The organism is Chitinophaga barathri, assembly GCF_003807585.1.
In the GTDB taxonomy this organism is placed as follows: Bacteria; Bacteroidota; Bacteroidia; order Chitinophagales; family Chitinophagaceae; genus Chitinophaga; species Chitinophaga barathri.
In genome coordinates, this window is sequence record NZ_RMBX01000014.1 from 38,341 (window position 1) to 60,399 (window position 22,059).

Here is a 22,059-nt window from a genome sequence, read left to right on the forward strand (position 1 = left end):
TGGTTAAAATAATATCAGTTTGAACGCTTCACTTTTTGAAAAACAACAGAACAACATTGGCATAGCCGGCTCCAGAAGCCGGCTTTTCTTATTTCATTAATACCGGCGGGATTTATTAAATTTAAGACCTAATCTTAACCAGTTATGAAATTTACAGCTGCTATCCTTTGTCTTTCATGCGCAGCCCTTCCACTTATGCGCGTTTCCGCCCAATCGGCCTCTTTAGAGAAAAAATGGACAACAGACACCACGCTCCGCGTGCCCGAATCCGTTTATTTCGATGCCAAAAGTAATGTGCTCTTCGTCGCCAATATCGACGGCCAGCCATGGGCTAACGACGGCCAGGGCTTTATTTCCAAAATGAGCCCTGATGGCAAGATCACCTCCCTGCATTGGGTGGACGGCCTGAATTCACCCAAAGGCATGGGCATTCACGGCAATCGCCTGTATGTTGCGGATATGAGCCAGGTAGTGGAAATAGACATCGCCAAGGGCGCTATCGTCACCAGGCACGCCATTCCGGACGCGCTCAACCTGAACGACCTCAGCGTGGACCCGAAAGGCACGGTGTACGTCACCGATTCCAAAAGGAAAAAAGTGCACACCCTCATCAACGGCAAATCCGCCGTACTGCTGGACAGCGCCACCAACGGCCTGAAAGGCCCCAACGGTGTACTTTACCGTGCTGACGGCCTGCTGGTGCTGGATGCCGGCGCGGTATTCCGTGCGGGAAAAGACGGCAAACTCACCAAACTGGCGGACGTGACCCGCGGTACGGACGGCATCGAACATGTCCAGGGCGATGAATACATTGTTTCCTGCTGGCAGGGCGAGGTGTTTTACGTAAACATCAAAACCGGTACTGCCACCAAAGTGCTGGACACGCAGGCGAACAAGCTCCAGTCCGCGGACATCGGCTATGATGCCAAAAAGAAGATCGTGTACGTGCCGACCTTCTTTGGTAACAATGTTTCCGCTTACCAGTTGAACGTAACGAAGTAACTTTACACCTTCCGGGCCGGCAATCCGCCCGCCCGGAAGTTGCTTATACCTGAATGAGAGTTATACATCTGCTGGCAGCCATATTTTTCGGATTAAGCGCGGTAGCGCAACAGCCCGAGCACGCCTATACCTTTTCCCACCTGGACATGGAAGATGGTTTGGCCGGCAACCACGTATCCGCTATTCTACAGGACAAAAAAGGCTTTATCTGGATCGCCAGCACCGCCCTCCAGCGGTTTGACGGTGAAAACTTCCTCACCATTTCCAACTTCGACCGGCTGCCCGGCTCCATTTATTACGAAGACATTGCACTGTTCGAAGACCACCAGGGCCGCATCTGGATGGGCACCCCGGACAATATACGCGTGTACGACCCCGTGACCGCCAAAGTGACCACCGTGCCGCTGGAGCCCGGCATTATGAGCCCCGGCGATCTCCGCTGCCATGCCTTTTTGCAGGATCACAACGGGGTGCTCTGGCTTACCACCGGCGCGGGCCTCCTCCGGTTGGACGCCAAAAACCACCTGTTCCGCAAAGCTCCCGGCATACCGGACAGCCTGCGCAACAGGATGCGGAGCGCCATTCTTGAAGATGCTTCCGGCAGGCTGTGGATAAGCGGTATCCACGAAATGTACATGATCCCCAAAAACCGGAAGGAAGTATTCAGTCAGCACAACAACCCCGAAGGCCTGGAAGTGCTGAACATCCCTACCAGTGCCAAAAAAATATTCGAAGATCACCGCCAGCGGTTGTGGATAGCCTCCCGGGGCCTCAACGAGCTGTATGCCTGGCACCCGGATACCAACCGCCTCCACACATTCGCATTCCCGTATAAAAAGGGCGAAAACGACCAGGTGTACGATATCACGGAAGACATCCACGAAGAAATATGGATCGCGATGGAGCATGGCGGCCTTCACCGGTACAACGAAAAAAGCGGGTTCAACCTCCAGCTCCCCGGCAATAACAAGGACCCTCTCGGCCTTCATTACGATTATGAGACTAACTGCCTGCTTACCGACCGGGACGGCCACCTTTGGGTAGGTACGGACCGCGGCGTGAATATCATGAGCCTGCACAACCAGTCTTTCACCCGGCTGGATTACCGCAACCGCCCCCTCCCCCAGTCCGAAGTGACCGGCATCCAAACCACGCGCAACGGCGATGTGTTCATCGGGTACTGGGGCAAGGGTTTTGCCTGGCTGGGACCGGACCTGCGGATGAAAGCGCATTACACCCATAAGGCGGACGGCTCCGGCATTCCGGAAGAACGTTCGCAGGTATGGAGTTTTGCCGAGCGGCAAAACGGATCTATCCTTATCGGGCAGGAAAACGGGTATATCTCCGAATTTAACCCGGCCAGCCGCCGCTTTAAACATTATCATCCTCCCGGCTTCAGCGACCAGACAGTGCTCTGTATATGGCCGGAAAACGACTCCCTCGTGTGGGTAGGTCTTTACAAACTCGGCATCGTGCGCTGGAATATGCACTCCGGTGAAGTGACGGGTTACAAACTACAGGAATACATTCACCGCAATACATCCGTGATCGGCGTTGTACCACAGGGCGACTATCTCTGGCTCGCATCCAGCAACGGCGGCATATTACGGCTTCACAGGCCCTCCGGAAAGCTGGACAGGCAGATCATGTTCCGCCACGGCACGGATACCGTGCGCAACGTCACCGCGCTGCTACCTTATTCGGACAGTGTGCTCATAGCAGGTACTGATCATGGCATCTTTTTTTATAATCACCGGGGCAACTTCTGGGAAGCCCAGACCATCAACGACCAGTTGTTTGACGAATGGATACTCAGCATGCAGGCGGCAGGCAATGACGATACATGGTTCGCCACACCCTTCGGTTTTTACAGGCTCAATGGGAAAACCCGCGCACTGTCCTCGTTTGTACAAAACGACGACATCATCGACAATTCCAGGAAAGTACGCCGCAACATTGTTTTTCTCCAGGACGGGCGGCTGCTCGTGGGCGCTTCGGACCATGCCGTGGCATTTTCCGCATTCAGGCTGGAGGTAAAACCGCCGCCCCCTGACGTCAGCATACTGGATTTCAGGGTACTCAATCACCCGGTGAACGTGGATTCCGCGCTGAATCCCCGCACGCCGCTCAAACTGACGCATCACCAGAATTATATCGGCATCGAATTTAAATCCCTGCAATACCACGCGGAAAAAACACAGTACTACTACAAGCTGGAAGGCCTGGACAAAGACTGGATACATGCGGGAAACCTGCTGGTGGCAAGGTATACGAACCTTCCGCCCGGCGAATACATTTTCAGGGTGAAGGGCATGAATATGGCCGGCGTGTTTTCCCGCAACGTCACGTCGCTGTACATCAATGTGCTGCCTGCCTTCTGGCAGACGTGGTGGTTCCGCCTGCTGTTTGTGCTCGTGATCCTATCGCTGGTGTACGGATATTTCAGGGTGAGGATGTACCTCGTAAGGAAAGAAGCCAAAAGCCGCGCGGCTTTCCGGGAAGAGCTGGCGCAGCTTGAAATGAAAGCCCTGCGGGCGCAGATGAACCCGCATTTTATTTTCAATGCGCTGAACTCCATCCAGACGTTCATGATGAAAAATGAAACGGAACAGGCGCTGGCCTACCTGAGCCGCTTTGCAAGGCTGATCCGCAACGTGCTGGACCATTCGCAGCTGAACAGCATCTCCATCACCCGCGAAACGGATATGCTGGAAAACTACCTGGAGCTGGAGCGCCTGCGCCTCTCCGAGCGTTTCGATTACCGCATCATGGTGGACCCCAAACTCGAAAAAGACTTCCTGGAAATACCCGCCATGGTGATCCAGCCGTTCGTGGAAAACGCAATCTGGCACGGGCTTCAGCATAAAAATGAAAGGGGGCTGCTGACCATAGAATTTATCCGCCGCGGCGACCAGATACTTTGTATCATTGAAGATAACGGCATCGGCCGCGACGCCGCCACCACGCTGAAACAACAAAGCCATCCCACGCATATTTCGAGGGGCGTGCAGATAACAAAAGACCGGCTGCAGATATACAACAGCCGGTTCAATATGGATGCTTCCTTTGATATCGAGGACCTGAAGGAAACGAATGGAAATGCCAGCGGCACCAGGGTGAACCTTTGGTTCCCGCTGCTGGAAGATTAGCCGAGGCCTGCTTCCGAATGTCTTTCAGGGATCTCTACGTCACCGAATCCTTTTTTCACCAGCCAGTCTTTAAAGACGGTCTGCACTTCATATTCCCCATGTACCAGGAATAATTTTTTAACCTGCTGCGGGTCCTGGCAGGCGAGCCACTGGCTCATATCTTCATAATCGCCGTGTGCGCTCATAGAGCGGATCACGCCTACTTCGGCTTTCACCTCGTGCCTTTCGCCATAAATGGATACTTCCTTCGCGCCGCGCATGAGGCGCCCGCCAAGGGATTGCGGCTCGCAATATCCTACGATCAGGATGGTGTTCCGCTCCTGGTCGATGTTGTTCGCAATATGGTGTTTCACCCTGCCCGCTTCGGCCATGCCTGATGCGGAGATGATCACGCAGGGCTCTTTCCGGAAGTTCAGCATCTTGGATTCATCCACGGTTTTGATATATTTCATACCGGGGAAGCTAAACGGGTCATCATCCACTTCCAGTATCTTCTGCACTTTTTTATTAAAACACTCCGGATGCAGCCGGGTCACTTCCGTGGCTTCCAGCGACAGCGGGCTGTCTACAAACAGGTCCACATGCGGGAGCTTGCCTGCCAGCTGCGCGCGGTTGAGCGTATAAAGCAATTCCTGTGTACGGCCCACGCTGAATGCGGGGATGATCAGTTTACCTCTTTTTCCTACGCAGGTATCGTGAATGTATTTCAGCAGCACATCATCTGTGGGCGCAATGTCTTCGTGAAGGCTGGCGCCATAAGTGGATTCCATGATGATGTAATCCGCCTGCGGGAATACTTCGGGTGATTTCAGGATGGCGTCGCCATAACGGCCGATGTCGCCGCTGAAGGTGATCTGTCTTGCCTTGCCGTCTTCCGTGATACGCAGGTGCACGCAGGCGCTGCCAATGATGTGGCCCGCGTCCGTGAACAGTACTTCCACATCCTTGTCGATCTTAAACCACTTGCCGTAAGGCACGGGATGCAGCTGATCAATGGCGCGTTTCGCGTCTTCGATGCGGTACAGCGGCTCTATATACGGTTTGCCTTCGCGGGCATTCTTTTTGTTGACGTATTTGATATCGTCTTCCTGTATCTCCGCGGAATCCAGTAAAAGTATCTCGGTGAGGTCGCGGGAAGCAGGCGTGCAATAGATCTTGCCGCGGTAGCCCAGTTTGGAAAGGCGGGGCACCAGGCCGGAGTGGTCTATGTGCGCATGTGAAAGGATCATCACATCCACTTCATTCGGATCAAATCCAAAGTCAAGGTTCAGCGGCACCGTCTCTTTGCCCATACCCTGATACATACCACAATCCAGTAAGATCTTTTTTCCGTTCTTCAATGTGACCAAGTGTTTGGAACCTGTCACCGTACGCGCCGCGCCGTGAAATGTTATCTTCATGATGAAATTTTTTTAAAGCTCCAGGTGATCATAAAACGGGCGATCTCCGTACCGTCTTCCGAAACGCCGGCCACGGAAATGGTCAGCGCCGAAGATTCCCCGGTCTGCACCGTCTGATGAATTGCATTCAGGATATCATTGCCCGCGTTGCAGGTGAAATAAGTTTTGTTTTTGGCTTTTTTGAGAAAGAGCCCTTCCATTCCCGTCACCAGCATGGATACTTTGGCTGGTGCGGCATCCGCATGCGCCATGGCCAGCACGCCGCTGCTCATTTCCGCGGCCATGGCCAGGCAGGCAAAATAAGTGGAGCGGAAGGGATTCTGGGAAAGCCAGCGGTAGGGCACTACCGTGGTGCAGGTTTCAGCGGTCATTGAACGCACACGCACACCGGCCATCCATGCGCTGGGCAGTTTGTACAGCAGGAACAGGGAGAATTTGAACCGGTTGTTCACTTTTGCGATAAACCGTTCTGTGGAAGAGGGTGTGGCCATATGCAGGGTCATTAACGTTGATGTACATAGGCGTAAATGCCTTTCTGCGCATTTACGGCCGGCTCGCCGGGCTCCCTTGTAACGGGAATATTCCGTATTTGCGCATCCAATATTACGGCATTTGTGTTATCCGCGAGCTGAATATTGATGATATCTTTTACCTGCTGGCGGTAAACGGGGTCGTATACCGGGAAACAGACCTCTATCCGCCGGTGCAGGTTGCGGTTCATCCAGTCCGCGGAGCCCATGTATACTTCTTCTTCCCCGTTGTTGTGGAAAATGAATATCCTCGCATGTTCCAGGTAACGGTCCACGATCCGGCGCAGGCGTATGCCCTTGCGGGGCACGATGCAGCAGATGCTGCGCACGATCAGGTCTATCTCCACCCCGGCATCGGCGGCAGCATACAGCTCCGCGATCATTTGTTTTTCCTGGAGATTGTTGAGTTTTATCACGATGCGCGCGGGCAGGCCTTTACGGGCGTTTTCCGCTTCGCGGCGGATCATGGCGGTAAAGCGGTCCACCAGGTTGAACTGCGCCACCAGCAGGTCTTCAAAATGCATGAAGTTGTACCGGGTAGGTGTTATGCCGGTCTGCATGTATACGAACAATAATTCCAGTTCCTGCGTGATGCCCTTGTGGGCGGTGAGCAGGATATGATCCGTATAAAAACGCGCGGTGCTTTCGTTGAAATTACCCGTTGCCAGCAGGCCGATATGATCCCAGTGAAAACCGCGTTTCCGTTTTACCAGCGCTACTTTGGCGTGGACTTTCAAACCGGGGATGCTGTATAATATTTTTACGCCGGCTTCTTTCATCCGTTTGGCCCAGCGGATGTTATTCGCTTCGTCAAAACGGGCCTTCAGCTCCACCATCACCGTCACCTGTTTACCGTTTTTCGCCGCGCTGATCAGCGCATGCACGATCTGCGAGCCGGAAGCCACACGGTACAGCGTCACGTAGATCTCCTTCACATCAGGGTCGGTGGCGGCCTCGTTAAAGTACCGGACGATGTAATCGTATTTCTGGTAAGGCACATGCAGCAGCACATCCTTTTGTTTGATGGTATCCAGCAGGCTGCCATCTCCTTCCAGTGGAGCCACGGGCGCGGCGGGCATGGGCGGGTATGCGCAGGCGGAATTGCCGGATTGCATGGGCAGCTCCGCGAGGTCTTTGAGGTTGTGATACCTGCCTCCGGCAGCCAGCTCCACGTTCGCAATGCGGAAATACGCAGCGAGGGAATCGCGCAGTTCGTCCGGCATACGGGCATCGTACAGGAAACGCGTGGGCACGCCCAGCTGTCTTTTTATCAGCATATCCTCCACCTTGTCCAAAAGATGCCCGCTGAATTCTTCCACATCAATTTCCGCGTCCCGGGTCACTTTGATGCTGTAACAGCCGGTGACTTTTTTGTGCGGGAAGAGGAAATCCAGGTGCTCCCGGATCACGTCGTCCAGGAAGACGATCTGTTTATCCGGCAGGCGGAGGAAGCGGGGTAGATTGGAAGACGGGATGTTTACGATGCCGTGCCTGCCATCTTCGAGGCATACGATGAGGTACAGCGCATTGTTTTCCAGGAACATTTCCACGGGCTTATCCAGCTCCAGCGTCAACGGTTGAAGAAAACCCAGTACGGTATTGTAAAAATAATCCTTGACCGGTTTTTTATTTGCCGCGTCTATTTCTTCGCCGTAATACAGGTGCACGCCTTCCGCTTTGAGGGCGGGCAACAATTGTTTGGTGAGCGTTTGCCCGAATTCCTGCAATTGTTTTTTAAGCTCTTCCTGCACGGTGGGCAGCACGGCGGTGTCCGCTTCCTCGATATGATGCAGCGCCATCAGCGCGGGCATTCTCACCCTGAAAAATTCATCGAGGTTGGAAGAGAAGATGGACAGGAAACGTACGCGTTCAAATAAGGGCACCTGCGGGTCCGCCGCCATGCCCAGCACGCGGTGGTTAAAGGAAAGCCAGCTAAGGTCCCGGTCGTTCAGTGGTATATCGTTCTTTTGCAAAGCCTATCCTTTTACCGGGAAAAATATGGCGGCTATCGTGAAAGCCAATACGGAAGCCACGATGCCGAACATGAATGTATTGTATGCCAGGCGCAGCAGGCGGTACTTCCGGCCCAGCACCACGCCCAGGTTATAAATGTCGTGGATCATATTACTGTACAGGTACTCACCTTCCTTCATAATGGTTTCCATGCCCTGCTCGTATTCCTGGTAAGTCATCTGGTGGAAATTGCCGAAGAACAGGAGGTTCGCTTTTTTGCTGCGGATATCCTGGTCTGTAAACCGGCCGCTGGTTACATTCGGACGGGTGGCCAGCACGGAGAACACGATGGTGGTCACGCTCGTGGTCAGGAAGATGATGGCCGGCAGGATAAAGTTCGGGTAATCTTCCAGCTTGCGCAGCAGTACTGATAAAAGCACCGAAATGATAATGGCGTTCACGGAGATCATGATATTCGCCTTACTGTCCGCCATGGAACTCAGCCTGATATGATTGGTGGAAGTGGTCCTGAACATGGTTTCCACACCGCGTTCCGGTTTCTTTTCCTTCTCTTTTTTCTCTTCCTTTTTCCCTTCTTTCATTTCTTCTTTATCCGCTTTGAATGTTTTATCCTTTTTCTCTTCCAATGCTTCGGCCAGCTTCTGCTCCAGTTTACCGCGGAGTTTTTCAAGGTTTTCTTCCTTCTGCTGCTTCAGCAGGGTGCGGCAATAAGCGGTGTGGTAAGTATGTGATTCGAGGAACTGGATGCTGGACTTCGCCCAGTCGGCGCCGGAGATCTTTTGTTCGGTGGCCAGCTCCAATTCGGTGCGCAGCAGTTTGTTGCGTTTGGAAAAATCTTTGCTGCCCAGGTGGAAAAGGTCCGCGTCGCAAACGATCTGCTCCACCAGGTTGCGGGGATGCTGCGGGATGCGGGTGGCCAAAATACAGTCGGCTACGGCCTGGCCTATACTTTCCGGCAGTTGCTGCTGCGCGATGAAGGTTTTGACCGCTTCCGCGCCCGCCGCTTCGTGTTGCGTACGGTCGCCCAGTATATAACCCAGATCATGGAACCATGCAGCCAGGTACACCACCAGCTGGTCCGCCTCCGTGAGCCTGTAATAAGCTGCGATCTGCTCCGCGGCGCTGACTACCTGTAAAGTATGCGCGAGATTATGATAAACAAGCACCGGGTCCGCATGTTGCTCATACTGGCGGGTAATATAGGATTGTGCAGTTGCAATCACTGAACTTATTTCCATTTGATGTTGTATTTACTGAGAAAGTATTTCTATTTCCAAATTACGGCATTTTTTGCGTTAATTTTATTGTATAAAGAATGGCGTATGAAGATGTTAATGCAGGCCCTGCTGGTCACTACCCTCATTTCCTGCGATGCGCTGGGGATAAAGTCCAGGAAACACCAGACCTCCCCGGAAGGTTATAACCTTGCGCAATATGAGCGTTTTAAGGTCAGGGAATCGTTGCAGGAGATATCCAGCCTCGTGTTCTACCGCGATGAGAACCACTTTATGGCCAATAACGACGAGCAGGGAAAGGTGTTCCAGGTGGGGCTCCGCACCAAATCCGCCTATCCTTTCTGGAAGTTCGGGAAGGGCGGCGATTACGAAGAACTGGTTTACACCGGCAAAGACTGGCTCGTGCTCAAAAGCAACGGCGCCATCAACCAGATCAATTATTTGTTTACTGATACCACAGAATCCACTACCTATCCATTCTTTAAACCCGGCAAACGGGATATGGAAGCCGCTTATTACGACATCCAGCGGAACCAGGTGATGGTGATCTGCAAAACCTGTGACGAGGACAAAAAACAGCCCTATAACAGCGTATATGCCTTCAGGCTGGACTCCATGGCCTACATCCCCGATACCGCCTTCAGGATCAGCACCGCCACCATACCGGGGCTGGCCGAATCCCCTTCCAAACACTTCCGCCCCTCCGGCGCCGCTGTACATCCTGTTGAAAGGCGTGTATATATCGTGGCTTCTGTGAATGAACTGCTGGTGATTACCGACCTTCAGGGTAACGTCCTGGAGGCGCACCACCTGCCCCGGAAGCACTTTTCACAACCGGAAGGTATTACCTTCGCACCTAACGGGGATATGTATATCTCCAATGAGGGGGACGATGAAAACACCGCAGATATTCTCAAATTCAAATATCATCCGAAAAATTGAAATACCTATCTATTCTCCTACTCAGCTGTATCGCCACAGGCGCCCTGGCGCAGCAGGACAGCGTGCAGCAACGCATCATCCTGATCGGCGACGCCGGTGAAATGCAGAACGGCAAAAACGCCGTGGTAGATGCCGTACGCCGCAACATCAATCTGAACCAGGGTAAAAACACCGTCCTGTTCCTGGGAGACAACGTGTATCCCCTCGGGTTACCCGACGCCCTCGCCAAAAATTATGACGAAGCCCGCTTCATCCTCGATTACCAGGTGAGCCTCGTGAAAGACACCAAGGCGGATGGCATATTTGTGCCCGGCAATCACGACTGGAGCAAACACCGCCCGGACGGATGGCGCCAGATCCGCAACCAGCAGCAATACATCGATTCCCTGCTGTTGCCGAATGTGAACTTCCTGCCAAAGGACGGATGCCCCGGCCCCGTTACCGTGCCCCTCGGAGACGATGTGCTGCTGGTGATCATGGATACCGAATGGTGGCTGTACCCCGGCAGAAAACCCGGTGTGGAATCCAGCTGCGACCAGAAAACGGAAGATGAAGTACTCACCGAACTGGCGGACATCGCCGCCCGCAATCCCGGTAAACTGCTGGTGTTCGCCGCGCATCACCCTTTGCGCAGTCATGGCATACACGGCGGATATTATACCCTCAAACAGCATATTTTTCCCTTAACGGATGCGAAACGTTTCCTTTACGTGCCCATGCCCGTCATCGGATCCGTATATCCCCTGGTGCGCGGTGTGTTTGGCACCCGGGAAGACCTCCCGCACCCGCTCTATAAAAGAATGATCGCGGGCATCGAAGAGGCCATGCCGAAAGATGCCGCCGTGGTATTTGTTTCCGGTCATGACCATAGTCTCCAGCTCATCCGTGAGCACGACAGGAATTATATCGTCAGCGGCTCGGGTGCAAAAGATAACAGGGCCAAAAAAGGAAAGAACTCCCTCTTCGCCAGCCACCTCAATGGTTACAGCACCATTACCGTAATGAAAAACGGTTCCGTGCGCGTGGACTTTTATGATGAAACAAATGCACAGCCCATTTACAGCGAACCGCTGCTGAACCTGAAAGATTACCAGCGCCGCCTGGCCGTGCAGGCTTCCATACCGCCGCCTAAAACCGTGACCCTGCCCGCGGATCCGCAATATGCGGATGTAAACGGCTTTCACAAATGGTTCCTCGGAACGAACTACCGCGATGTATGGGCCACTCCCCTCACCTTCCCGGTAATAAACCTGGACACTGCCAAAGGCGGCCTGAAGATCCTGAAACGCGGCGGCGGCAAACAGACCCGCTCTCTCCGTCTTGAAGATCCCACCGGCCAGGAATGGGTGCTGCGCTCGCTGGAAAAATGGCCGGTCAGCGCCATGCCTGAAATACTGAGAGAAACTTTTGCGAAAGAGATCGTACAGGACCAGATATCCGCCGCCAACCCTTATGCCCCGCTGGCCGTGTCGCCACTGGCGAAGGCCGCCGGCATTCCGCACACCACGCCCACATTTGTATATCTCCCCGACGATACCGCGCTGGGCATTTACAGGAAAGACTTCGCCAACAAACTGTATCTTTTTGAAGAGCGCGAGCCCGTGACCGCCAGCAAAACCTATAACACCATGAAGCTGCTGGAAGAAATGCTGGCAGATAATGACAACAGCGTTCATCAGCCGTCCGTGCTGTATGCCCGGCTGTTTGACACCTACATTTCAGACTGGGACCGTCATGACGACCAGTGGCGCTGGTATGCGGAGAAAGATAAAAAACGGAAGATCTTTTATCCCATTCCCAGGGACAGGGACCAGGCGTTTTTTATAAACACCGGCGTGCTTCCGCGAATCCTGAGCCAGCCCTACTTTTTACCTTTCGCGCAGGGTTTCCGCAAAAAGATCCCGAATGTAAACGGCTTTGCCTTTAACAACCGCTATTTTGATCACACCCTCCTGACCGGGCTTGGTGAAGAAGTGTGGAAGGAAAAATCAAAAGCACTGGTAGCCGCTATGACGGACAGCGTGATCAAAGCCGCAGTGGCGCAGCTCCCGGATACTATCCGCAAACAGACGGAGGACATGATGGTGAGCACGCTGATCGCCAGGAGAGGGATCATGGAAAAAGAAGCCATGAAATATTACCGCTTCCTCGCTAAAGCCGTGGATGTGCCCGGCTCGCAGAAAAACGAACTGTTCACTGTGAACCGCCTGCCGGGCGGCCATGTACAGGTTACTTCGCAGAAGATCAGCAAAAAAGGTGAGCTGGAGCAAACGCTCTACGACCGTACCTTCAACCCCGCCCACACGAAAGAAGTGGTCGTTTACGGCCTCGGGGGCGAAGACCGGTTCGTGGTACGCGGAGACAATAAATCCCCCATCCGTGTGCGCCTCGTTGGCGGCAGGAACAAGGATACCTATATTGACAGCGCCAGTGCCGGCGGCGGTAAACGTGTGCTCATTTACGACCTCAAAGGAAAAGAAGACAGCTTTGCCATCACGCGCCGTGAAAAGCTGAAACTCTCTTCCAGCCCGGAAGTGATCCGTTACAACCGTTTCGCGTTTAAATACAACAAACTCATGCCCCTGGTTGCCGGCGGCTACAACCTGGACGATGGCCTGCTCATCGGCCTGGGCCTCCAATACACCGGGCATGGTTTCAGGAAAGATTCCTTTGCTGTAAAACATACGCTCACCGGCGTACATGCCGTGGCTACGGAAGCGTTCCAGTTCAAATACGAAGGGCAGTTCAATGACGTGATCGGAGAATCGGACCTGCTGCTGTACGGCATCGCCAAAGCGCCGCACAATACAGCGAATTTCTTCGGGTATGGGAACGAAACCGTGTATGATAAAAATATAACTGATCCGCCTATACGTTATTACCGCAGCCGTTTTAACCTGTATTCCGTGGAAGCGCTCCTGCGGACCAACCTCGCGCAGAATATCAGCTTCGGCATAGGCCCTTCCCTTACAGCCGTCACGCTGGAGCAGGAGGACAACGAAGGTCGCTTCCTCACGAATTACAAGGCTCATGGGCTGGATTCCGCCGCATTGTTCAAGAATAAATATTTCGCCGGGCTGCGCGGTACATTTAATATTGATACGCGTGACAACAACGTAGTGGCCACCCGCGGCCTGCTGTGGAATACTTCCATTATTGGCAACAAAGGTCTGAATGAATTCAGCAATGACTTCCTCCAGGTTCGGTCGGACATGAGCATATACGCCTCCCTCGGCCTGCCGCCCAGCGTAGTGCTGGTAACCCGCATCGGCGGTGGTTACACCTGGGGCAAGCCCGAGTTTTTCCAGGCGCTGTCCCTCGGCGGAACGGCCAACCTGCGCGGCTTCAGGAACAACCGTTTTACCGGTACCGGCATGGTTTATAACAATATGGAACTCCGCGTAAAGCTGTTCGACTTTGCATCGTATATCGTGCCCGGCTCTGTGGGGCTGATCGCATTCAACGATGTGGGAAGGGTTTGGCAGAAAGGAGAAAAGTCCGGCCAGTGGCACGACGGTTTTGGCGGAGGGCTCTACTTCTCTCCCGTGAACCTGCTGGTAATCACGGCAGTGATAGGCCACTCCACCGAAGATACTTTACCCTACGTAACGTTCGGGTTTAAGTTTTAGGAAAATTCACTGTAAGGCGTATTGCTTTCAGGCCGCTGATGCCCTGTACCTCTTCAAGGTCAAGCATCTCAACGTCCGGCAGCAATACGTCTTTGTTTTGCAGGAACTCGATGTATTTGCGGTATTCGTCCGCTTCGCGTGCGTAAGAATATACGATCGCTATCTTTCCGGGCTGCGTGAGCCTTTCATTGGTATTCCTGATACGTACTTTGTCTATCCGTTTTTTCATGATCTCGTAACGGATATTGTAAGCCCCTTCCACATCAAATCTCCTTTCATCTTTCCGGAAACTGATATCGATAGGATTGCTATGCGCAAGGATCAGCTGCGTGGTCTGCAATGGCAGTTTCAGCTTCGGTTCCAGTTCGCGCGTGATCCTAGCGATGGATGCCATACTTGAAAGCTGCCACAGGCGGAGATTACGCAGGTACAGCGTATCAAACTTACGGTCCGGCGCGATCGTTTGCCCGATATAGATATTGTACTCCACCCCGTCTGTCCGGTACTTTTCGAAGTAGCAGGGGTAAGAGCGTTGCAGTTCGTCTTTTTCTTTTTCCAGGAATTGATTGATGGCCATATTGATATCGCGCAGGCTTTCTTCGTATTCCCTGCGGTGATGATATACGTGGCCGGTAGTTTTGTCTATCTTCTCGAAATACTGGTTCAATAAAGGTTTCAGCTCTTCCCCGCTTTCATACAGGTGTTTGAAAGTGGGCGCTATCTCGTGATCCAGGAATTCATTGATCTTTACTTCATCTTCCGCAAACAGCGTGTCGTGCATACTGTTCAGCATGCGATTGTTCTTGAATTGCAGTTCTTCCAGCAAGGGAAGGTGCAGGTCGCCGTTGATGCGTTTAAACGTTTGCTGGATCAGCTGAAGCTGTTCCTTCAGGTCATCGCGGATGGCGGAGCCGCGCTCTACGGAAGAGTTGCGGATGTCCACCGCGCCATACAGCGGGTACACGTCTTCGAAAAGGATATTGCCGATGTCTTTCTGCTGCGCTTTGGGCGTATGCAGGTATTCCCACGCGGCTTCCGTGAACTTCCATTCCACAGCAGGTTGCAGGGCGGTAAACTGTTCTTTGATCACTTCATTGATCCGTTCGTTCGCCAGCTCAATGCTTCTTCCCAGCAACATGGTGCCCACCGCATAGGTAGGCTGCAGCTGGCCCAGTATATCCCAATCCACTCCCTGGCTGCCGGTAGTGGCTATTTCCAGCATACCCAGCAGGTTGTTTTCATGTTGTATGGGAAACAGCAGGAAACTTTTTACGCCATGCAGGGGCAGGTATTTCAGGAAAGGATACAGCTCCACCGTCTGCCGGTTCACTTCCGGCAATACCAGTGGCTGCGGATTGTTCTCCAGGAATTCCTGCAGCTGTTCGTTGATGCTTTGGCGCTCCTGGTCGTTACGGGCGCTGGAGAAGATGATGCTTTGCGTGATATAGGTGGTTTCCAGCACGCTTTTGTTGTTCACCTTCAGGAAGGGTACCAGGTGGATGTTCATATCACTGCGGCCCGTGAGTGTTCTCAGGTACTCCCTTGCCTGGGTGTATGTTTTCAGCTCGTTATCTTTCCGGATGTTGAGCACCAGGTTTTTCATGCCGTTCACGACATGTTCCCTGGTCACGTCCTGTATGGTCCAGATCACGAAACCTTCCAGCTCAAAGTTTTTCAGCGGCACGAGTTTTTCCAGTTCCTCGATGTCCTGGAACTTAAAGTCCCCGGCGCAGATCTCCCCGCAGTCCAGCTTGGGCAGCTCGCCTACGAGTTTTACGTCTGTAAAACGCGGGTCGATGTGTACTTTGATGTATTTGGAAAGCCCGGTCTCCGGGTTCACGATATGATGGATCAGCTCCTGGTCGTAGTTGATGGGCAGGTTGTACCAGCGTTCGAGGATCATTTTGTACAGCCAGTACAGTTTATCCCTTCTCACTTTATCCACGGAAATACCTTTCGGCACGGCCATGAGTTCCTTCCCGTCTTCCGTGAATATCTGGCGGAATCGGTCAGAATAATAAAATATGGCGAAACGGTATGGTACCCCGATGCCGTAAATATCCCGGCTCTCATCCATAGTGACGGGAAACACGGTGGCGGTGATCAGGTCCAGGTATTCCTGGTACTTCGAGATGTCTGTGTCTTCCCTGAGCGGCTGCTGCAGTTCCGGGTTACTCTCAAAGTGGCGGACGATTTCTCTAAAATATGCGGCTCTTGCACCCTGTGCTTGTTCAGCTTTATCTTTCATGAACCTGATAAATGGCACAAACGAGATGTGACTATCTATCAGGAGGTCGTCCTTAAATAAGCCGGGGTGTGCTGTGAGTATTTTCATATGCAATACATAAATCCAATTGTGCTTACAGTCACAGTGCAGGAAAACAGATCGGTTGCGAGGGATAGTTAGTTATGCAAAGTTACGGGTTTTCCGTTTTCAAATCCGGCAGCGTGTAAAAATAGGTGACGTCCCCGTCCGCATCGTCGAAACTGAGGGGCTGGCGGTGGCGGACCTGGTAAAAGTACGCGCAGAGGCCAAAATCTCCGGCGCAGCACATCGCATGAAACACCATGACGCCCAGGATCAGCGCTTTCCAGGGGGCGGTTACCAACAGGAAAGCGGCTATCAAAAGCAGGGAAATGACCACAAAAGGGGCGAGGGCGATGTAGCGGAACTGCCTGTAGTTCACGGCAAAACCGTGCGCCACGGCGTAAAACATCAGTTTTTTCCAGATCACGCCGTACCGTACGTCTTTTGCGCCATACCAGCGGAACATCCAGCCGTGGATCAGCTCGTGCAGCGGCACCAGCAGCAGTGTGGCGGGTATGCAGGCCAGCGTCCAGCCTGCCATCTGGCTGCCGGTAAGGGTATCGGATAAAAGAAAAAAGGCTGCGAGGGCACCCATGCCTCCGCAGCCTGTTAATATCACTACAAAAAAAGAAGTGGCGTATATATTGCCGGATTTCAGCCCTTCCCGCAGCGGGATCACCAGCTCGTTGAAGCTGAACCGGGAGTATTCCTCGTACCCTTGTTCCCGGAGCGATTGGATCAGCTGGCCCGTCATCATTACATCGTGATTTCTACCTGGTTTTTCAGCAGGTCGTCTATCGTGTCCCGCTTGCGTATCAGGTGCGCTTTCCCGTCTTTCACCAGCACTTCGGCAGGTTTCAGGCGGCTGTTGAAGTTGCTGGACATTTCAAAACCGTAGGCGCCCGCGTTGTAGAACACGAGGTAGTCGCCTTCGCGCACTTCGTTGATCTTGCGGTCCCAGCCGAAGGTGTCCGTTTCGCAGATATTACCTACCACGGTATAGATCCTGTCCGTGCCTTTCGGGTTGGAAATATTCTTGATCAGGTGGAAAGAATCGTAGAACATGGGGCGGATCAGGTGGTTAAAACCGGAGTTCACACCCACAAACACGGTAGCCGTGGTTTGTTTGATCACGTTGGCTTTCACCACAAAGTAACCGCACTGGCTCACCAGGAATTTCCCCGGTTCAAACCAGAGCTGTAAAGGCCTTGCGTAGTTTTTGGCGAATTTGTTGAAAGCTTCGGTCAGTTTTTTACCCAGCAGGTCGATGTCCGTTTCGGGATCGCCTTGCTGATAAGCAACCTTAAAACCGCTGCCCAGGTCGATGAATTCCAGGTCCGGGAAGTGCTCGGTCATTTCAAACATGATCTCCACGCCGCGCAGGAACACGTCCACGTCTTTGATCTCGGAACCGGTGTGCATGTGCAGGCCGGTCACCTTCAGTTTGGTGGATTTCACGATACGCTCGATGTGGCGCAGCTGGTGGATGGAGATGCCGAACTTGCTGTCCACATGCCCGGTGGATATTTTAAAGTTCCCCCCTGCCATGATGTGCGGGTTCAGCCGGATGCAGATGGGATAGCTGCCGCCAAACTGGTTGCCGAACTGTTCGAGGATGGAAATGTTGTCGATATTCAGGTTCACGCCCAGCTCCTTGGCCGCGATGATTTCCTGGAGGTCAACGCAGTTGGGGGTGAAAATGATGTTCTTCGGATCGAAGCCGGCTTTCAGGCCCAGCTGTACTTCCTGGATAGAAACCGTGTCCAGCCCGCAACCCAGTGAGTTGATATAGCGGAGCACGTTGATATTGGTCAGGGCTTTACAGGCATAAAAAAAGCGTGCATCCGCCTTGCTGAAGGCGCTCTGCAACTTCTCGTACTGTGTTTTGATCTTTTCCGCATGGTAAATGTATACCGGGGTGCCGAATTCCTGTGCGGTTTTCACCAGGAACTCCGCGCTGAGAACATCGCTTTGTTTAGCCATTGTATCTTGTAAATTGAATGTGCGAAAATAATAAGAATATTAATCTTCCTGCATAAAATCGTCCAGGTCCCGGCGTTCCTTCTTGGTGGGGCGCCCGATCTTGCTCTGGCGCTTGCCGGTATCAAAGCTGGCGGCCGTCCGTTGATTGAACAGCTTGTCTTCTTCGGGAGTGATATCCAGGTAATATTTAATGGCTTCGGTATACTGCACACGGTTGGCCAGCAGCCCCGTCACCTCTATCTTCCAGCGTTTTGCTTCGGTGCGTATGTCGTACTGGTCGCCGGTCACCACGGGTCTTGCGGCTTTCACGGCTGTGCCGCGCAGCTTTACTTTCCCGCTGTCGCAGGCGGCTGCCGCCTGTGTGCGGGTTTTGAATATCCTGATGGCCCAGAGGTATTTGTCCAGGCGTACTTTTTCCGCGCTCATGGGCGCAAAATTACGCAAAATGTCGTATCCGACCCCCAATATGTCTCAATCACAACCCGTCTGAACAAAGGGCCTGGCTTAATTTTGTTTCACACAACCACAAAACCACACTACTATGAAAAAAACAAAGATCTTCTACTGGATAGTAACCGGCCTGATGGCCGCATTTATGGGCCTAGGCGCTATCTATGACGCCAGCGGCGCACCCGAGGCCGTGGCTTACGTCACTAAGCTGGGGTACCCCGCCTACATCGCTCAATTCCTGGGCGTAGCTAAAATACTGGGGCTCATCGCCATACTGGTACCGGGCTTCCCACGGCTGAAAGAGTGGGCTTATGCCGGCCTTATATTCGACCTCATCGGCGCCATGTATTCACACTTTATGTCCGGTGATCCTGCCAGCACCTGGGGGTTCATCCCGTTGCCCATGGCGTTCGTGTTTGGCTCCTATTTCCTTTATCATAAGTTGCGCAGGCAGAAGCTGGCACAGGAAGGTAAAACCGATATAGCCTTCGGCTGATAACGCATATACTTCAATATCAGGCCGGGAGATTTTACAGGAATGTAACATCTCCCGGCCTTCGTTTTGCATGAGAATAAAGCGATGAGTTCGTATATTTCGGAGAATTATCATCTATCGGAATGAAAAGGAGCCACCTGCTTTACCCCCTGATCATCGGGGCATTTGCCCTGCTCACCTGGCTGATCATCGCCCGGGGAGAAAAATTACCTGAACGCACCGCCACACCGCTCACCAATGCCGTGGCGCAACCGGCGCCTGCCGCTCCCGCAGCGGCTGGCAGCAATGTATTCGCAGAACTGCTGCATCATGCGCAGCACCCGCTGAGTATGCTGCTGATGCAGATCATCCTGATCCTCTGTGTGTCCCGGGCTTTTGGTTTCCTGGCGCGTAAAGTGAAGCAGCCCGCCGTGGTAGGCGAGATCGTCGCCGGTATTTTCCTCGGCCCTTCCCTGTTGGGATGGTTGTCTCCGGCGGTTATGCAGGGGGTATTCCCTACAGCCTCCCTGTCCAACCTCCAGTTCCTCAGCCAGATCGGCCTCGCGTTTTTTATGTTCATCGTAGGCATGGAGCTGGACATCAGCAAGATCCGCCAGAAAGCCCATGACGCGGTAATGATCAGCCATGCGAGCATTATCATACCCTTTTTCCTGGGCGTTTGCCTGGCGTATTTTATCTACCAGCAATATGCCCCGGTACACGTCAGTTTCCTTTCGTTTTCGTTGTTTATGGGCATCGCGATGAGTATCACCGCGTTCCCGGTACTGGCGCGCATCGTGCAGGAGCGCGGGCTCACCGGCACGCCGCTGGGCGTGATGGCTATCACCTGCGCGGCCGCGGACGATATCACGGCCTGGGGTATCCTGGCGGTGGTAGTGGCGATCGTAAAGGCAGGCGGTATCCTCAGCGCCCTGTTCACTATCCTGCTGGCGATTGCTTTTGTACTGTGTATGCTGCTGGTGGTGCGCCCCTGGCTGAAACACAGGATGAGTACGCTTTACGGCACCAAAACCAAAGTGGCGCTGGGTTTCTTTGTGCTACTGATCTCGGGGTACCTGGCGGAAGTGATCGGCATACACCTGCTGTTCGGTGCTTTCCTGGCAGGCGTGATCATGCCGGTTGAAAGTAATATCAAAAATGTGTTGACGGATAAACTGGAAGATGTGAGCGTGGTGATCCTGCTCCCTATATTTTTCGTTCTGACCGGCCTGCGCACGCAGATCGGGTTGCTGAATGAAGGCCATCTGTGGGCGGTATTCGGCGTGATCATGCTGGTGGCTGTTTCCGGGAAATTTGCAGGTTCCGCGCTCACCGCGAGGATCGTGGGGCAGCCCTGGCCGGAAGCATTGTCTATCGGCGCACTCATGAATACCCGCGGCCTGATGGAGCTGGTGGTGCTGAATATCGGCTATGAGCTGGGTATTCTTACGCCCCAGGTGTTTGCGATGCTTGTACTGATGGCATTGGCCACCACTTTCATGACCGGGCCGCTGCTGGACATTATCAATTTCAGCTACGCACAGGGAAGGCAAAAGACTTTGCACCAGCATTAGAAGGGTGATAACAACCGGGATGATTCCGGCAGCTTAAAAGCCTGCATTCCTCCTACCCTTCAGAAACTGCATATCATTTTACAAATAACGAAGGCCCGGGAATCCGGGCCTTTACCAAATAAAAAGGGCCGCTTTCTTCAAGCGGCCCTTTTCTTATATCTTCTGAACTGTTATTTTCTCTTGGTCGTTGTTTTTTTGCGGGTGGAGGTCTTTTTGGCTACCACTTTCTTTTTCGGGTTGGCATTCACTTCCGGTCTTTTAACAGGGGCCGGGAAGCGGGACCTGTCAACCGTTGAAGCCTTGTCGTCGAGCGTGATCTGGAGGGATTCTTTCAGTATCTCCTCTTTTTCGGCCTGGAAGAGTTTCATTTTCTCTTTCGGGATACGCAGGTCGTAGCTGTTGGTTTCGCTGGCCAGGGCTTGTGAGAAGCCGGGGTTCAGGCGTTCCAGTTCAGCGGGTTCCATGGCCAGTTTTTTGGCAATGGCTTCCAGCCTGAATTTACCGGAGATGTTGAATTCCACTGTATTGAACATATCATCTTCCGTGAGCGGCGCCGCTTTGCGGAACTCCGCGGCGGTGGTCATACGGGCTGCGGGAGCGGCGGCGTAGTTGTCACCCACACCAAAGAAGGTATTGAAACGGTCCAGGATGTAGCCGGTAGCGATGAATTTGTACACATGCCCGCGGGATTCGGCCGGGAGGAAATACTGGATACCCCAGAAATCGCTCCTGCCACTGATCTTCTGTGCACGTTGTACACCGCCTGCGCCGCAGTTGTAGGCGGCTACCACCAGTAACCAGTCATCGAACTGTTCGTACAGTTCATTCAGGTATTTGGCGGCGGCTACGGTGGATTTATAAAAATCTTTCCTTTCGTCCACTTTTTTACCAACGCTCAGTCCGAAGATGCGGGCGGTGCCGCTCATGAACTGCCACATGCCTACGGCGCCAACGCGTGAGCGGGCATTATAGGACATTCCGGATTCTATCACGGCCAGGTATTTCATTTCCTCGGGGATGCCGTGGTCGGTGAATACCTTTTCTATCATGGTAAAATACGGTGCGGAGCGCTCTACCATCACCGCGAGGTGACGGGAATAACGGGTCGCGTAATCGTTGATATAACCTTTTACGAAGTGATTGCCGAGCTGTTCATATACCTTGGGGGTACGAACCACGACAGGCATGTTTTGGGCAGCCTGCTTAACCGCCTGTGAAGCGGGTGCGCCGTGTATTACCGTGTCTTTCGGCAGGTGGGCGGACTTTTTGAGCGTAACGGAGGTATCGGCGCGCGCTTCCTGAACCGGAAACACTATCTCCTTAGGGCTCTCACTGCTGGCGGCTACCGCACTGGTACTCCCCGCTAAGGCCGGCAATAAGAGTAATAAAAAGACTTTCGTCATACGCG

The 22,059-nt window shown here is 53.2% G+C and carries 15 protein-coding genes; 6 read left to right on the forward strand and 9 right to left on the reverse strand.

Features of this window, described 5'->3' with window-relative positions:
• Positions 1 to 144 precede the first annotated feature (144 nt).
• Both EG028_RS22920 and EG028_RS22925 read left to right on the forward strand, forming a co-directional pair.
• Positions 145 to 1,002, forward strand: coding sequence for an SMP-30/gluconolactonase/LRE family protein (locus EG028_RS22920; protein ID WP_241559210.1), 858 nt, complete (start codon positions 145 to 147; stop codon positions 1,000 to 1,002).
• Positions 1,003 to 1,055: 53 nt separating this feature from the next.
• On the forward strand, positions 1,056 to 4,151 hold the full coding sequence (locus tag EG028_RS22925) for a ligand-binding sensor domain-containing protein (protein ID WP_120518824.1): 3,096 nt from the start codon (positions 1,056 to 1,058) through the stop codon (positions 4,149 to 4,151).
• On the opposite strand, the gene EG028_RS22930 is transcribed toward EG028_RS22925, so the two are convergent.
• The 4 genes from EG028_RS22930 to EG028_RS22945 are packed head-to-tail and all read right to left on the reverse strand — an operon-like array spanning position 4,148 to position 9,293.
• Positions 4,148 to 5,551 carry an MBL fold metallo-hydrolase RNA specificity domain-containing protein gene (locus EG028_RS22930; protein WP_120518823.1) on the reverse strand — a complete coding sequence of 468 codons (1,404 nt, stop codon included), beginning with the start codon at positions 5,549 to 5,551 and terminating at the stop codon, positions 4,148 to 4,150. The genes EG028_RS22925 and EG028_RS22930 overlap by 4 nt on opposite strands.
• Entirely contained in the window at positions 5,548 to 6,054 is a 507-nt protein-coding gene (locus tag EG028_RS22935; RefSeq protein WP_241559209.1) for a DUF4442 domain-containing protein, read from the reverse strand. The genes EG028_RS22930 and EG028_RS22935 overlap by 4 nt, the downstream gene beginning before the upstream one ends.
• On the reverse strand, positions 6,054 to 8,054 hold the full coding sequence (ppk1, locus tag EG028_RS22940; protein ID WP_241559208.1) for a polyphosphate kinase 1: 2,001 nt from the start codon (positions 8,052 to 8,054) through the stop codon (positions 6,054 to 6,056). The genes EG028_RS22935 and ppk1 overlap by 1 nt, the downstream gene beginning before the upstream one ends.
• Before the next feature lie 3 nt (positions 8,055 to 8,057).
• Complete coding sequence (locus EG028_RS22945; protein WP_120518822.1) at positions 8,058 to 9,293, reverse strand: Pycsar system effector family protein; 1,236 nt, start codon at positions 9,291 to 9,293, stop codon at positions 8,058 to 8,060.
• Between the two features lie 84 nt (positions 9,294 to 9,377).
• On the opposite strand from EG028_RS22945, the gene EG028_RS22950 reads away from it, so the two are divergent.
• Positions 9,378 to 10,232 (forward strand): hypothetical protein, encoded by an 855-nt coding sequence (locus EG028_RS22950; RefSeq protein ID WP_123864769.1) that lies wholly within the window; start codon positions 9,378 to 9,380, stop codon positions 10,230 to 10,232.
• A complete protein-coding gene (locus tag EG028_RS22955; protein WP_120518820.1) occupies positions 10,229 to 13,861 on the forward strand; it encodes a BamA/TamA family outer membrane protein in 3,633 nt (1,210 codons plus the stop codon). Before EG028_RS22950 ends, EG028_RS22955 begins: the two co-directional genes overlap by 4 nt.
• Here the strand turns inward: EG028_RS22955 and EG028_RS22960 are convergent.
• From EG028_RS22960 to EG028_RS22975, 4 genes are all read right to left on the reverse strand, one after another.
• On the reverse strand, positions 13,851 to 16,196 hold the full coding sequence (locus EG028_RS22960) for a hypothetical protein (protein WP_120518819.1): 2,346 nt from the start codon (positions 16,194 to 16,196) through the stop codon (positions 13,851 to 13,853). The genes EG028_RS22955 and EG028_RS22960 overlap by 11 nt on opposite strands.
• Positions 16,197 to 16,278: 82 nt before the next feature.
• Positions 16,279 to 16,926, reverse strand: a complete 648-nt coding sequence (locus EG028_RS22965; protein ID WP_120518818.1) for a DUF3267 domain-containing protein — start codon at positions 16,924 to 16,926, stop codon at positions 16,279 to 16,281.
• Entirely contained in the window at positions 16,926 to 18,152 is a 1,227-nt protein-coding gene (gene lysA, locus EG028_RS22970) for a diaminopimelate decarboxylase (protein ID WP_120518817.1), read from the reverse strand. The genes EG028_RS22965 and lysA overlap by 1 nt, the downstream gene beginning before the upstream one ends.
• A 39-nt stretch (positions 18,153 to 18,191) precedes the next feature.
• Entirely contained in the window at positions 18,192 to 18,578 is a 387-nt protein-coding gene (locus EG028_RS22975; RefSeq protein WP_120518816.1) for an RNA-binding S4 domain-containing protein, read from the reverse strand.
• A gap of 115 nt (positions 18,579 to 18,693) precedes the next feature.
• On the opposite strand from EG028_RS22975, the gene EG028_RS22980 reads away from it, so the two are divergent.
• Positions 18,694 to 19,098 carry a DoxX family protein gene (locus tag EG028_RS22980; protein WP_120518815.1) on the forward strand — a complete coding sequence of 135 codons (405 nt, stop codon included), beginning with the start codon at positions 18,694 to 18,696 and terminating at the stop codon, positions 19,096 to 19,098.
• 122 nt (positions 19,099 to 19,220) lie between these two features.
• Positions 19,221 to 20,651 (forward strand): cation:proton antiporter domain-containing protein, encoded by a 1,431-nt coding sequence (locus EG028_RS22985; RefSeq protein ID WP_120518814.1) that lies wholly within the window; start codon positions 19,221 to 19,223, stop codon positions 20,649 to 20,651.
• Positions 20,652 to 20,821: 170 nt separating this feature from the next.
• On the opposite strand, the gene EG028_RS22990 is transcribed toward EG028_RS22985, so the two are convergent.
• Entirely contained in the window at positions 20,822 to 22,054 is a 1,233-nt protein-coding gene (locus EG028_RS22990; protein WP_120518813.1) for a lytic transglycosylase domain-containing protein, read from the reverse strand.
• Positions 22,055 to 22,059 lie beyond the last annotated feature (5 nt).